Raw genomic sequence first — 13839 nt, 5'->3', positions numbered from 1 at the left:
AGAAAGCCATGTATGGAGTCATCGACTTCAGCCGGGTCGAGACCCTGCCCGGCAGTTGCGGACCCTTTGCCCCGCCCGAGGGATGGCAGGGCGACTACCGGCAATACCTGCAAACGCGTTTCGATGGCGACATCGGTGTGCGCCAGCAGATCGCCGTCGTCAGCCGAATCCTCGCGCGCCAGGCGGGCGGCACGGCGCCCCGGTTTCTCGGACCGCATGCCGTCGAAGCGCGCGAGTTTGCCTTGTCTGTGTGGTCGTCGATTCACCGCAGCTGACGCAGCACCCATCGCCGGCCTCGACCGGTTTCTTCATCCCACGGGGAGTGTATCGCTCCCCGACGGGGGCGGTGCCTTCCCTCTTTTCCTTGGAGGCACCATGTACGACCAATTCGCACCCTTACTCGAACGGGCTCTCACCGAGCCCGGGATCATTAGCGCGGCCTACCGCCGGTTCCACCGCTTCAGCATTGGCAACCAGATTCTGGCGGCCATTCAGCTCGACCAAAAGGGTCTGCCCCTGTCACCGATCGCGAGCTTTGGCCGCTGGAAGGCGCTGGGCCGCTCGGTGCGCAAAGGAGAGAAAGCCCTGTCGCTGTGGATGCCGATCACGGTCAAACGGCGGGACGAGCCCGTTTCTGGGGAGTCCGCTGACGCCGAAGCGGTGTTCACCCGCTTCAAGTGCTTGCCACGCTGGTTCAGCCTGGAGCAGACCGAAGGCGAGGACTACACCGAGCCGGTGGAATCACCGCAGTGGCATGCCGAAGCGGCCCTGACGGCGCTCGACATCGCCGCTGAGCGCTTCGATTATCTGGACGGCAACGTCCAGGGCTATGCGGTGAAACGTCGTATCGCAGTCAGCAAGCTGGCCGACTATCCCCACAAGACCCGCTTTCACGAGATGGCGCACGTCGTGCTCGGGCACACCTTGGCGGCTGATTGCCAGGACGCGGCCTCGACGCCCAGAAGTCTCCAGGAAGTCGAGGCCGAAGGCGTGGCCTTTCTCCTGTGTTCGATCCTGAATCTCCCGGGTCAGGACGAGTCGCGAGCCTACATCCAGTCGTGGCTCGAAGGCGACCCGCTGCCGGAGAAATCCGCGCAGCGAATCTTCAAGGTCAGCCAGGAGATCCTCGAAGCCGGCAGCCCCAAGGGCGACCAGCGGTAACCCAGTCAGTCAAATACCTAACCCCGCGGGGCGTGCCATCGTCCCGCAAGGGGAGGGTGCCGTCCCGCCTTGCCATTTGGAGGCACCCAAGATGATCCACTCAACCGATCGCGAACTGCTCTCGATCCTGCTCGGTGAAGAGGCCCAAAGATATGCCCTGTACTCCCTGGCCGAGCTGTTCGGGCTACGTCGGATTCGCCTGGACCAGGCGCTGCGGGTGGCGGAGGAACCCTTCTCCTATCCCCTGCCGAACCGGCTGATGGCCGCCCGCGAACTCCTTCGCCGCGCACTCGGGGAAACCTTGGCGGATACGTCCGTCAGTCTGGCTTCGCCCGGGGCAGTTCGCGACTACCTGCGGCTGTTCCTGGCCGGGCAGGCGTACGAGAGCTTTCTCGCGCTCTGGCTTGATGCCCAGAACCGGCTGATCGCCGGCATGGAGCTTTTTCGCGGCACGACGACGCAGACCTCGGTCTATCCCAGGGAAGTGGTCCGCGCCGGGCTGAAACTCAACGCCTCGGCGGTGATTCTGGCGCACAACCATCCCTCGGGGCAAGCCGAGCCGTCCCGCGCCGACGAACTGCTCACCAGTGAGCTGAAGCAAGCGTTGGCGCTCGTCGACATCCGCGTGCTCGACCACTTCATTGTGGCCGAGACGACCGTGCTGTCCTTCGCAGAAAGAGGACTGATGTGATCGCAACCAAAAATACCCGCTTCGGCGGGTATTTTTTTGCTGGAGCCGCCTGACCCGGGGCGATGCAATGTAATGGAGAATTACATCAAGGCCCGGCGAACGTAATGATCAGCGAATGCGACCAGAGAAGACCACCGTACCGCAGATGACGGCGTCGTCCGGCAGCGGCAGGATCGCTGTCGGCCAGGCGGGATTGAGCGTCTTGAGAAAGCGCCCCTCCGGCGTGACCACCAACCGCCGGAAGAGGGCGGTGGCTCCCTTGAGCACCACGACATCCTTGCCGTGTGCCGGGGGAACATCCGGGTCGACGAACAGGATCTCCCCTTCGCGGTAGCCCTCGTCTCCGCTCATCGCCTCACCCAGCACGGGCAGGGCGAAAGTCTCATCACTGTGTTCGACCGGGCAGGCCAGCCAGGTGCCTTGACACCGATCTTCCGGTGAGCCGGCCGGCAGCAGGTTCTCCCAAGTCAATACCGGTACCACGCCGCGGGCGAGCATGCGGCTGGGGATAGCCGCCCGGCCGGTCAATTGATCGGGCGTCACGCCGAGCACGGCGGCGATCTTGTCGAGCGTTTCCTTCCGCGGCTGCTTGGCCTTCGAGCGTTCCTTGAGGATTCGGTTGATGGCCGGTTGCGAAACGCCCGAGCGGTTGGCGAGTTCGGTCTGATTCAGGCGGTGCTTGCTCATCAGCGCTTCGAGGATCTCCGCCACCGGGTTGCTGCCGGCAGTCGTTGGGTTGTCTGAAGCTGTCATGAATCATGCTCCGAAAGGTTGCAATTCGGTCATAGTGTAATATAAAATGCGCTCGTGTGTTCACTTCTCTGATTGCCTATCATGGAAAAGCGCGACGTGCAGAAGATCAACCGGCAGTTCCTGTTGCTCACGCGACAACTGGCGCGGGAGGGGAGGGCGGCGGAAGTCATGACGGGCTTGCCGCGCGCGGTGATCGACAAGATCGGCTCCCTCGACCTCGATGAGATCGACGAGTTGGCCGAGACCGTCCCGGTATCGCTCTACACCTTCCGGCTGACCGATGCCGCGCTCAACCGCTTGCTCCAGATGCCGAGGGAGGTGAAGGGCACCTATGCTGAAGCGACTCTGGTCTAGCGATCATGTCGGCGCTGCTGGCTCCTGACCAGTTGGAGAACAGCCGGGTAGCCCACGAGCTGATCCGGCTGAAGCTGCGTGTGCCGATCGTTCATTACCTGACGGGCATCCACCCGAAGCCACTACGCCTGCGCTGGCGCCAGCTTCACGGCCAGAGTCCGCCCAACGGCAAGTTACCGGATTCAGTGCGGCCGTTCATCACCAGCGCGAGGAAGCTGGCCGATCTCTCGACCTTCGTCGCGCTCTACAATCGGCTCGACGATGGCGATGGCCGCATCGTTACGGCGGCGATGCTCTTGTCGGTCTGGGAGGTGCATTGTCGGCTTGCTCAGGATCACCTGGACATCAACGCCGCCTGGTATGCCATCAGGGACGTCCGCTCCCGGATCGTCAGTTGGCACCGGTGCGCGAGGTGTCAGGCGATGTTCATCTACGAGCCGGATGTCTCGCAGGCGCGGTCTTGCCCGTTTTGTCGTCTGGCGAAGGCGCGGGGCTGAGCGTGCTCCGAACCAGGGGCCATCGGTTTAAGGCGCAGGGTGGTCTGCTTGGGTCTGGCGTTCGGGCTGAGCGATCGAAAGATTATGACCCCTTGCCGGTGCATGGTTGTCAGTGCCTTGCCCTGGAGGGCACTGCAGCTTTTCTTCTGGGACCGCGACGGCAAAGAGCAGGTGTAGGAGCAGGCTCTTGAGGTAATCGGCGCTTCTTGATCGCCACTGACACCACTGGCAGGCGTCGCAGGAGACTGGCAAGTCGATCGGGTGGACGCATGATTCGGCGCTTGGGACGCGAATCGGTACCGGGGGTTCGAATCCCTGCGTCCCCGCCAGGATACCGGCTGTAAACTCTCTGCAGCAAAAATGAAGACCCCGCTCAACGCCATGTTCTGCGGGGTTTTTCGTGTAAACCTGTTGACCTCGACTACCCAACAAATGTCATATCTGCGCTCTTAGGCGGCATTTCTCTCGAAACCTCCTGACTTCGAAAATTTAGTACGGTTTTTTCAAGTGGTTGTTTTACAGTGGCTTTTCGAGTGGCTTGGACGGGTTTTGCGTTGGCGTGTGCTTTGGTTTCGTGAGGTACGCCATCGCGGAATGTCTGGTTGGTGATGGACGGCTGTCGGCCCGGAGGAGGCGTTTGAGGCCGCTCGTGGGCATGATGACTATTTGCCAACTACGCTGGTCGTCTGCGGCAGCGGTCTGATGCCGACGCACCGCATTATCTCAAAAAGACTATCGCTAGATTGGCGCGGTTGGCGGCCTGGGCGAGGCCGCGTCCGACTAGCAAGAACCTCGGTTCGAGATGAGTGCCGGCAAGGCTGTCTGGCTCGTGGCAGTTAGCAAGCGGCAATGCCCGCCATTCATCAAATCTCCCGCATTGCTGCTGCTGACTGTCTGGCTGAAGCCAGATGGGCCACCTCAGGCCACTTGTCCGGCCATTCACAACAATCGACACTGGTATTTCAGAACATCGCTAGCGGCCAAGGGCGTAAGATGCTCATACCATTGAATATCAAGAAGCCGCCTGCGATGCTCAGTCCAGAACTCCGTCCCCGTGAACGCGATGCTCTGATCCAGTCTCTACGTGCGGGTGTGACGCCCCGGCTGGGCGCACGACACATCCAGGTTGGCCGAGATGCCGAAATCATGGCTCTCGACAAGGATCTTGGTGGCATCACTGAGGGCGGCTCGGCCTTTCGCTTGGTCATCGGCGAATACGGATCCGGCAAGACATTTTTCCTGAATGTCGTTCGAGCCGAGGCCATGGATCGCCAACTGGTGGTCGCTCACGCCGACCTCAACCCAGGTCGGCGCCTGCAAGCATCGGGCGGTGAAGCCCGCAGCTTGTACGCTGAGTTGATGAAGAATGTGGCCACCCGTACCAAGCCGAGCGGGGGAGCCCTGACCACCGTGGTCGAAAAATTCATCACCACCGCCCTCGCTGAGGCACGTAAGACAGGTCGCAAGCCAGAGGACATTATCCACGATCGACTAGAAAACCTGACTGAACTCGTCATGGGATACGACTTCGCCACGGTGATCGCCGCCTACTGGCGTGCCTACGAGAAGGACGACGATACCCTCAAGGCGAGCGCCATCCGGTGGCTGCGCGGCGAGTTCAGCGCCAAGACGGATGCCAGGCAGGCTCTCGGAGTGCGTGAAATAATCGGTGATGCAGCCCTCTACGATCAGATCAAACTTCTGGCCCGCTTTTGTCGACTGGCGGGCTACAAAGGCCTGCTCATCTGCCTCGACGAACTGGTCAATCTCTACAAACTCCCCAACCCATTATCACGTAATAGCAACTACGAACAGATTCTTCGCATCCTTAACGACCTTGAACAGGGTGGCGCCGAAGGACTCGGCTTTCTTCTTGGTGGCACCCCAGAATTCCTAACCGATCCGAGGCGCGGCCTCTATAGCTACCCGGCCCTGCAGTCCCGCCTCACTGATAATCCATTCGCACGGAACGGCCTGGTTGATCACACTGGGCCCGTACTTCGCCTCGACAACCTGAGCCGGGAGCAGTTCGCCACGCTATTGAGCAAGGTCCACTTGGTCTATCACGGAGGGAACAACCATTCATTCCCGCTTCCCCATACGGCCATTGCTGCGTTCATGAACTACTGCGAGCAGCGGATTGGCGAGGCCACTTTCCGCACGCCGCGTACCGCTATCAAGGCGTTCATCGGGTTGCTGGCGGTGCTGGAACAGAACCCAGGGAGCAGCTGGGAAGACTTGCTGGGGGAAGTAGAGCTGACTACGGATGCCGACGTTTCAAGTCGGGAGATCAGTGACGAGTTGGTTCAGCTCACACTGTAATCCCTAGCCAACTGGCCAGCCTGCTATGAATACTTTCGGAAAGATCAGCAAGCGTTGGCGAAAGACACTGGCGGAAAGTGACTTGCCGATACCGAAGCCGAGCATTGCCGGGAATGCCGAGCAATTCCGAAATGCTAGCCAGCACTTTATGGACAATCGTGACGGTACCGTAACAGACATGCGTACGGGACTGATGTGGATGCGTTGCGCGTTAGGGCAGACGTGGGAAGGAGCTGCTTGCCTCGGCGCAGCTGATACCTTCAGTTGGGACGAAGCGGTACAGTTACGTCATAGTTTTGGCGGTTACGACGACTGGAGGCTTCCAGAAATTGATGAACTGAGAACGATCCTTGATAGAGAAAGAAGCGATCCGGCTATCGATACCGAGGCTTTTCCTAACACCCCAAGCAAGTGCTTCTGGTCGTGCACACCCGAGCATGCCTTCTCTCGAGACGGATTCAGGGCGTGGTTAGTAAATTTCAAAATTGGTGACGCAGGTACTCTTGGCAACAAGAATAGCCGCAACGTTCATGTTCGTTGTGTCCGCGGCGGGCCGTCTTTGGTTAGATTTGGACTGCAGACAACTATAGCTGGCTTGGGCTTGGGCTCCGTTACCGTCGAGCGACAAGAGCATCTTGGTGAGGCCGATGGCTCTGAAGGGTTCCCAGCCGGCGCCGTTGTTATCTTGACCGCTGTTCCAAGTGGTGGCGCTGTTTTCACAGGTTGGAGCGGCGCTTGCTCCAGCTATGACAAGAGTTGTACGGTTCTCATGGATGGGCACAAGAGCGTGATCGCTAACTTTTCACCACGGCCAAAGTTCTCACCTCAGCCACGGTGCTACGACGAGCACAGCAATTTCCTTAATCGGCCCGGCGGGACTACTATCGATAAGCGTACCGGGTTGATGTGGATGCGTTGCGCCCTGGGGCAAACATGGGACGGCACGACCTGTGTTGGGAAGCCCGACTCTTATACTTGGGATCAAGCCACGACGCTACAGCACCGATTTGCTGGCTTCAACGATTGGCGGCTCCCTGATATTGTAGAGTTGCAGGGCCTCGTAGATCGGACCAGAGGTAAGCCGGCCATTGATATCAAGGTCTTTCCGAAGACCCCAAGCACATACTTTTGGTCAGCTTCTCACAACGCCGATCATCCGCAGTTTGCTTGGGGCGTGGATTTCTACGATGGCAAAGTCAGCAATCTCGGCCGCACTTTTAATGACCACGTTCGCCTGGTGCGGGATACACAGTCTGATCGCGTAGACCTAAGCAAACCTGAATTGGCGGGGACTGTCGAGAGAGTCGAAAGGTTCGAAGCCGCGGATGCGACACTCGACACCTGGCTGGGAAGATTGGAACAGTGGATAGAAGCTCCTGAGCAGATGCAATTGCTTGCACGCTATGCAATTGACCTCATCAAGCGAAACCCGTCGCTCTTGCCGGCTGAGGTTGCCGAGCTCTCCGCTTTGTGGCTCGCTGGGTCTGCACCAGCCGTCACGGAGCCGGTCATGGTTAAGGAAGTTCTGCCCGAGCCGGTGCCCACATTCGCGGAAGTCTTACACTGGTTGGCTTGCCAGCAACGTGTTTCGTTCTCAGATCTTCGCGTGCGGCTCCTGCCGCTTGACCTCCTCCCCGGAGCCGTCATTGACCAACTCAACGAACGTGCGCTCGATCTAACGGGCGACATCGCCCTTGAAGAAAACGATGATGAGATTATTGTCTTCAAAGAGGTGCTTGCGACCGTGATTGCCAACTGGGAGTGAAGCCCGCCTTGTTCTCGTGCCAGCCACGTCGGACGGCCAGTTGATAGACATATGCTGGAATTCGAGGAAAATCTGACCGTCGTTGCTCAATTGGAACTCGGCTGATTCACATGGCACCGGAGACACGCGCGACCTTCGAGCATCTTGCCCCACCTCTCCAGCGCTGGCTATATGAGCAGGGTTGGTCGGACCTTCGGCCCGCACAGGCGGAAGCATTGTTGCCCATCCTGGAAGGCAGGCTCGATGTGGTGATCGCGGCAGCCACCGCTTCCGGCAAGACGGAGGCCGCTTTCCTGCCCCTGCTCACCCGGCTATGGCAGGGCGGTGCGGAAGGCGTTCTGCTCTATGTGGCGCCGATGAAGGCGCTCATCAACGATCAGCGCGATCGTCTGAGCGTTCTTTGCGAGCGACTGGGGATCGCCGTTTATCCATGGCACGGCGACATCGGAGACGCATCTCGAAAACGCTTCGTCGCTGCGCCCCGTGGCGTGGTGCTGATCACTCCAGAGTCCCTTGAATCCCTCCTGTTTCGTCGGGGCGCTGAGTTGAGCAATTTGTTCGGAACGCTCGAAGCGGTGGTTGTCGATGAGTTGCATGCGTTCATCGCCAGTGAGCGCGGCCGCCAACTGCAATCGCTGTTGCATCGTCTGGAGGCTGCACTGGGGCGACGGATACAGCGCGTGGGATTGTCGGCTACTCTTGGCGACATGGGAATGGCGGCGGATTTCCTGCGGCTGGACGAAGGGCAAGATGTTCGGGTAATTGCCAGCACGGCAGAGACGAAATCACTGCGCCTGGTGCTTAAGGCGGTGTCGCAACCCGCCAATGGTGGAGATACCGCTGAGACGGCCCACACGAGTATTGCGACAAGCCTATTAAAGCGGCTGCGCGACGCGAATTACCTGATTTTTCCCAACAGTACCGGCATGGTCGAGTTCTACGCAGATACCCTGCGCCGTCTCTGCGAAACCACGGGATTGCCGGTTACCTTCCTCCCGCATCATGGCCGCCTAGGCAAAACGGAACGTGAGAGCACTGAATTTGAACTGAAGCGCGGCAATCTGCCGGTCAGTGCAATTTGCACCAGTACCCTGGAAATGGGCATCGACATTGGCGCCATTCGCGGCGTGGTGCAAATCGGTGCTCCTGAATCTGTGGCAAGCCTATGTCAGCGTATTGGGCGAGCTGGAAGACGAGAAGGTGAGGCTGCCGAACTTTGGCAGTATTGTGTGACGGAAGAACTGGCTGCAGACTCGGGCTTCGCGGCTGGTCTGCACGACGACCTGTTGCAGTCCATCGCAGTGATTCGGTTGTTTCTGGCCAAGTGGTATGAGCCACCACCTCCCAGTTCGTTCCATTACTCCACACTCGTGCAGCAGATTCTGAGCTTGATCGGCGAGCGTTGTGGGGTGACCGCAGCAGAGGCTTACCGGGTCCTGTGTGTGGAAGGTCCGTTTCGCGTTGCCGCAGACGATTTCATCGAACTACTGCGCAGCTTGGCGGCGAACGAGCTAATCATGCAGGATAGCAATCGCGTTCTCCTGCACGGCCGCGTTGGGGAGAGGCGCGTGAATCACTTCACTTTCTTCGCCGCCTTTCAGGACACTCGCGAGTACCGACTGCGGCACGCGGGCAAGGAACTGGGCACCTTGCCCCTGAAACGAGCCCATGGCATCGGTGATGCACTGATCTTTGCAGGGCGGCGTTGGCAGATCGCCCAAATAGACCATGACAAGCTGCGCGTGGAACTGATCGTCGCAAGCACCGGTAAATTGCCGAGAACAGGCGGCTCCGGCATGCCAGTTCATGATCGCGTGCGCAAAGAGATGCGCATGCTGCTGGCCGGAACCGACTACCCGGAATGGCTTGATGACACTGCTTGCGAGGTGCTGACAGCGGCACGCTGCCACTACAATCAACTGAATCTGTCTGAAAAGCTTATGTCTACGGAAGGGCGCACGGTGAGTCTATTTGCCTGGCGGGGTGATGCCACGCAGGACGCACTGGTTTGGCTGTTGCGAGCACAAGGATTGACGGCTGAAAACATGGGCATCTGCCTGCGAGTACGTGCCGCTGCCGAAGCCGAGGTCAGCGATGCGCTGGCTGCAATCGCCACTGCGCCGCTGCCTGACCCGGCAGATATTCTCCAGCGGCCCGCGATGGGTGCACCCGAAAAGTGGGACTGGGCTCTACCCGACCGCTTGTTCTTCAATAGCTTTGCCTCACGACGACTTAACTTAGCTGCGGCCCGTGATTTTGCATCAAAGGGGATTTAGGCGATTTGTCTGGGCAGGGAGCCTTGGCCACCTTGCCATGGCACGTGGGAGTGCACATTCGTACAATGGCGCCGAAATTTGAAGGCGATACGACGACAAATGGGAAGGGCAAGCAGAAGGAAAGCGGCCAATCGCTCGCGGGGCGTCGTGACCGCGGTTCGCCATGACTGACGCCAACGCCGCCGCACTCGACCGCCTTGCCGGCCTCGTTGAGCGGGTCACGTTTCACAACGAGCAGAACGGCTTTTGCGTCCTCCGACTGAAGGTGAAGGGTGAGCGAGAACTGATCACTCTGATCGGCCACACTCCCATCGTTTCCCCCGGTGAATACGCTTCCGCCTCTGGGACCTGGGTCACTGATCGCGAACATGGCCGCCAGTTCCGCGCCGTGTTCGTCAAAATTTCCCCGCCGACCACCTTGACGGGCATCGAACGGTACCTTGGATCGGGTATGGTCAAGGGAATCGGGCCGATCTACGCCGGCAAACTGGTGAAGTCCTTCGGCGCGGCCGTTTTCGATGTGATCGAGCAATCACCCGAACGTCTTCGTGAAATTCCGGGCATCGGGGAAGTGCGAGCCAGAAGGATCACGTCCGGCTGGGCCGACCAGAAGGTCATTCGCAGCATCATGGTCTTCCTGCACGCGCATGGCGTTTCGACATCCCGCGCCGTTCGCATCTTCAAGACCTACGGCCAGGGTGCCATCGACATCGTTCGGGAAAACCCGTACCGGCTGGCCCAGGATATTCGCGGCATCGGCTTCCTTTCTGCCGACACGATCGCGCAGAAGATTGGCATTGCCAAGGATTCTCCCCTTCGCGCCCAGGCCGGCATTTCCTATGCGCTCACCGAAGCCTCGGGCCAAGGCCACTGCGGTCTGCCCTATGCCGAACTGGTTCCCCTGGCAGTGAAACTGCTGGATATCCCGGAATCCATCATCGAAACCGCCATTGCTCAGGAAATCACCGACGAGGTACTGTTCCCCGATACCGTCGAAGGCCAGCCCTGCGTGTTCTTGGCGCCTCTGTACTACGCCGAGCAATCGATTGCCGCTCAAATCCGGCGCCTCAAGACCGATCCAGGGACTCTGCCGGCCTTCGATGCCGACAAGGCCATTCCCTGGGTCGAGCAGAAGCTCTCAATCCAGTTGGCCGACAGCCAGAAGGAAGCCATTCGTCTCGCGCTGTCTTCGAAAATCCTGGTGATCACTGGCGGGCCTGGAGTGGGCAAGACCACCCTGGTCAATTCGATTCTGACCATCCTGACCGTCAAGGGCGTCAGGCCGCTGCTGTGTGCGCCCACCGGACGGGCGGCCAAACGCCTCTCCGAATCGACAGGTCTCGAAGCCAAGACCATCCATCGCTTGCTGGAAGTCAATCCGCTCAGTGGCCAGTTCAAGCGCAACGCGGAAAATCCGCTCGAATGTGATCTCCTGGTTGCCGACGAGTGCTCCATGATCGACGTGCCACTGGCGAACCAACTCCTCAAGGCGGTCGCCACCTCCACGGCGATGATCCTCGTAGGCGACGTGGATCAACTGCCCTCGGTCGGTCCCGGTCAATTCCTGACCGATCTCATCGACTCGGGCGCCGTGCCCGTGATTCGCCTCACCGAGGTATTCCGTCAGGCAGCCACCTCGCGCATCGTGCGTAGCGCCCATCAGATCAACCAGGGTGTTTTCCCCAGCCTGCCGAATAGAGGAGAGACCTCGGATTTTTACCTCGTCGCCGCTGAGGAACCGGACGTGATCGCGCAAACTGTGGTCGATCTGGTGCAGACGCGCCTGCCCCGAAAGTTCAACGTCGATCCGGTTCGCGACATTCAGGTGCTTTGCCCGATGAACCGGGGAATTACCGGTGCCCGAGGCATCAATCAGGCACTGCAGGAGGCTCTGAATCCTCCCGGCGAACACAGTGTCGATAAGTTCGGCAACCGCTTCAGCGTCGGCGACAAGGTGATGCAGATCGAGAACAACTACGACCGGGATGTCTTCAACGGCGACATCGGCTTCGTGACCGGCATAGATCGGGACGAAGAGGAACTCACCGTGACCTTCGATGGCCGGGTGGTCACCTATCCGTTCAACGAACTCGACGAATTGGTGCTTTGCTACGCGACGACGATCCACAAGTCCCAGGGCTCAGAGTACCCGGTGGTGGTCATTCCGATCTCGACCCAGCACTACATGATGCTCAAGCGCAACCTGATCTATACGGGCATCACCCGTGGCAAAAGGCTGGTGGTGCTCGTCGGCCAGAAGAAGGCGCTGGCCATGGCCGTCAAGGGGAAGCAGGTCGAACGGCGGTGGTCGAAGCTGAAGGAGCGTCTCTCCACGACGGGCCGATAGCGGGCCACCACTCTTGCGTCACAAGGTAATCGGCGTGGGGTCGTCGCAACTATGTGCTACGTCCCGTTTCGACCCTGAACCGACGGTCGAGGATTTTGGAAGCGGCCATTCATCGCAACCGCCGACAACACGGAAGCCGCCGTTCGATGTTCAGCAGTGCCATGCTTGCCACCACGCCTGATGCTTGCCCGTGTGTCGCCGTTCCGGCAGGGCCTCTACACCACCATGGGCGAGCTCTAAGCGCAGCCCAACCGGTGCCGATCTGAAAGTGCCAACACGCAACGCTCGAAGCCAAAGCAAAACGAGCTACCATCGCCCGTCGTGGGACAACTCACTGAGCGGGGCGGGTTTCGCATGACTTGTCAGGGCCTCCCGGGGCCAAATGCGAGATTGACGCCGCTTGATGGAAGCTCATATACTCCCTCTGGCTCATATACTCCCTTTGGTACCTTTGGATTTCCTATCCTTTGCCCCTGCAGGAGGTCCGGCCATCAATAACGTGTAACCGGGGGAAGCCATGGCAATCAAGGTGTCAGTAATCAACTTCAAAGGCGGCGTTGGTAAATCCACGCTCACCTTCCACCTTGCGGCCCATCTGGCAGCAAGCTCCAAGGTCTTGGTCGTCGATGTTGACCACCAATCCAGTCTGTCCATTGTCATGATGGGCGGCGCGCTGTGGGACAAGGCGGCGATCGCGAGAACTACTTGCAACACCATCTTCGAGTCGTTTTGCAATCGCAAAGTAAAGATGCCGGGCACGGAGATAATTCACAAGAATATCCTGCATAGTCGTAGCCCAAAATACGATCTCTTTCCAAATCTTGATCTCGTGCCCGCACAGTTTGAATTAGACGACACGGAAATCGAAATGGCATCTACGACAATGGGGTCGGCAATGCTCTCGGAATGGCACAAGCGCACATTGATGGCCGAGTGGCTTGACAACGTGAGAGCCGACAGCAATTACGACTACATTGTTTTCGACTGTCCACCTGCCACGAAGCTCGTGAGTCAGAATGCTCTGGCCGCGAGCAACTATTTCCTTATACCGGTGATACCAGATGCGATGTCAAGTCGTGGGGTAACACACTTTCGCACGCTCGTAACGAACAAAATTGACAAGAAGCTTGACTTCTTGCGCACCGGATCTTCGGTCGCCGACAAGGACGTGCCAGGGGCCTACTGCCCGAAGACGAAAATGGCAGCCATCGTTCCATTTATGGCGAAGACTGCCGGTAACGCAGCGTCTGGATTGACCAATATTCATACAGAACAACTAGCTGCTCTGCGCCGTCAATGGGGCGACGAGATGATCAAACCTGTTGTCAAGCACATGACTGGTGTTGCAGAGGCGATCGACGCGGGCTGGCCGGTATGGACGGCTTATGAGACTCAGAACATCAAGAAGGTCATTCCCATGATGAAGTCAACTTGTGAGGCAATTGCTAAGAGGTTGTTGCCGTGAATAATGATCGAGACTCGAATGAGCAACTTGAGGGTTTCGCCGAAGTTATCGAGCTGCTTGACAAAAATCTTCGATATCTCGAATCACTTGGATTTGGAGAGGCAACAACTCAAGACTATCGAAAGATTCTGTCTTATCTGCGGTCTAGATCGTCTTCGGAAGTCGCAAAAAATTCTCGGCAAGAATCTCACTAGACGAAAGCCTAAAG

General features: G+C 58.8%; 11 protein-coding genes. 10 read left to right on the top strand and 1 reads right to left on the bottom strand.

All coding sequences use genetic code 11. The annotated features are described in order from the left end of the window. Positions 1-8 precede the first annotated feature (8 nt). From E4Q08_RS17185 to radC, 3 genes are all read left to right on the top strand, one after another. Positions 9-275 carry a hypothetical protein gene (locus E4Q08_RS17185; RefSeq protein WP_169071266.1) on the top strand — a complete coding sequence of 89 codons (267 nt, stop codon included), beginning with the start codon at positions 9-11 and terminating at the stop codon, positions 273-275. 100 nt (positions 276-375) lie between these two features. Further along, entirely contained in the window at positions 376-1161 is a 786-nt protein-coding gene (locus tag E4Q08_RS17180) for an ArdC-like ssDNA-binding domain-containing protein (RefSeq protein ID WP_169071265.1), read from the top strand. A 91-nt stretch (positions 1162-1252) separates the two neighbouring features. After that, positions 1253-1852, top strand: a complete 600-nt coding sequence (gene radC / locus E4Q08_RS17175) for a RadC family protein (protein WP_169071264.1) — start codon at positions 1253-1255, stop codon at positions 1850-1852. Positions 1853-1960: 108 nt separating this feature from the next. Here radC and E4Q08_RS17170 read toward each other — a convergent pair whose 3' ends face one another. Continuing rightward, positions 1961-2605: a LexA family protein gene (locus E4Q08_RS17170; RefSeq protein ID WP_169071263.1), complete on the bottom strand. Its 645-nt coding sequence runs from the start codon at positions 2603-2605 to the stop codon at positions 1961-1963. Between the two features lie 81 nt (positions 2606-2686). Between E4Q08_RS17170 and E4Q08_RS17165 the strand changes: the two genes are divergently transcribed. The 7 genes from E4Q08_RS17165 to E4Q08_RS17135 all read left to right on the top strand — a co-directional run bounded on the left by E4Q08_RS17165 (position 2687) and on the right by E4Q08_RS17135 (position 13631). Further along, positions 2687-2959 carry a flagellar transcriptional regulator FlhD gene (locus E4Q08_RS17165; RefSeq protein ID WP_169071262.1) on the top strand — a complete coding sequence of 91 codons (273 nt, stop codon included), beginning with the start codon at positions 2687-2689 and terminating at the stop codon, positions 2957-2959. Positions 2960-2964: 5 nt separating this feature from the next. Beyond that, entirely contained in the window at positions 2965-3456 is a 492-nt protein-coding gene (locus E4Q08_RS17160; RefSeq protein ID WP_169071261.1) for a FlhC family transcriptional regulator, read from the top strand. Between the two features lie 1029 nt (positions 3457-4485). Then, the gene (locus E4Q08_RS17155) at positions 4486-5778 is read left to right on the top strand and encodes an ATP-binding protein (RefSeq protein WP_169071296.1); all 1293 of its coding nucleotides are present in this window, start codon (positions 4486-4488) and stop codon (positions 5776-5778) included. A 25-nt stretch (positions 5779-5803) separates the two neighbouring features. Beyond that, complete coding sequence (locus E4Q08_RS17150) at positions 5804-7543, top strand: Lcl domain-containing protein (protein ID WP_169071260.1); 1740 nt, start codon at positions 5804-5806, stop codon at positions 7541-7543. Positions 7544-7653: 110 nt separating this feature from the next. Continuing rightward, on the top strand, positions 7654-9819 hold the full coding sequence (locus E4Q08_RS17145; protein WP_169071259.1) for a DEAD/DEAH box helicase: 2166 nt from the start codon (positions 7654-7656) through the stop codon (positions 9817-9819). Between the two features lie 163 nt (positions 9820-9982). Continuing rightward, complete coding sequence (gene recD2 / locus E4Q08_RS17140) at positions 9983-12166, top strand: SF1B family DNA helicase RecD2 (protein ID WP_169071258.1); 2184 nt, start codon at positions 9983-9985, stop codon at positions 12164-12166. A 517-nt stretch (positions 12167-12683) separates the two neighbouring features. Next, positions 12684-13631: a ParA family protein gene (locus E4Q08_RS17135; RefSeq protein WP_169071257.1), complete on the top strand. Its 948-nt coding sequence runs from the start codon at positions 12684-12686 to the stop codon at positions 13629-13631. Positions 13632-13839 lie beyond the last annotated feature (208 nt).

It is taken from the genome of Candidatus Accumulibacter contiguus (genome assembly GCF_012940005.1).
Classification (GTDB): domain Bacteria; phylum Pseudomonadota; class Gammaproteobacteria; order Burkholderiales; family Rhodocyclaceae; genus Accumulibacter; species Accumulibacter contiguus.
The sequence above is the reverse complement of the archived record's forward strand: the minus strand, read 5'-3'. Positions and strand labels throughout refer to the sequence as shown.

Excerpts from the sequence above, each read along its gene's own strand:
- E4Q08_RS17185 (WP_169071266.1), top strand. The coding sequence starts at position 9 with ATGTATGGAGTCATCGACTTCAGCCGGGTCGAGACCCTGCCCGGCAGT.
- E4Q08_RS17135 (WP_169071257.1), top strand. The coding sequence starts at position 12,684 with ATGGCAATCAAGGTGTCAGTAATCAACTTCAAAGGCGGCGTTGGTAAA.
- E4Q08_RS17155 (WP_169071296.1), top strand. The coding sequence starts at position 4,486 with ATGCTCAGTCCAGAACTCCGTCCCCGTGAACGCGATGCTCTGATCCAG.
- E4Q08_RS17150 (WP_169071260.1), top strand. The coding sequence starts at position 5,804 with ATGAATACTTTCGGAAAGATCAGCAAGCGTTGGCGAAAGACACTGGCG.
- E4Q08_RS17180 (WP_169071265.1), top strand. The coding sequence starts at position 376 with ATGTACGACCAATTCGCACCCTTACTCGAACGGGCTCTCACCGAGCCC.
- E4Q08_RS17165 (WP_169071262.1), top strand. The coding sequence starts at position 2,687 with ATGGAAAAGCGCGACGTGCAGAAGATCAACCGGCAGTTCCTGTTGCTC.
- radC (WP_169071264.1), top strand. The coding sequence starts at position 1,253 with ATGATCCACTCAACCGATCGCGAACTGCTCTCGATCCTGCTCGGTGAA.
- E4Q08_RS17160 (WP_169071261.1), top strand. The coding sequence starts at position 2,965 with ATGTCGGCGCTGCTGGCTCCTGACCAGTTGGAGAACAGCCGGGTAGCC.
- recD2 (WP_169071258.1), top strand. The coding sequence starts at position 9,983 with ATGACTGACGCCAACGCCGCCGCACTCGACCGCCTTGCCGGCCTCGTT.
- E4Q08_RS17145 (WP_169071259.1), top strand. The coding sequence starts at position 7,654 with ATGGCACCGGAGACACGCGCGACCTTCGAGCATCTTGCCCCACCTCTC.
- E4Q08_RS17170 (WP_169071263.1), bottom strand. The coding sequence starts at position 2,605 with ATGACAGCTTCAGACAACCCAACGACTGCCGGCAGCAACCCGGTGGCG.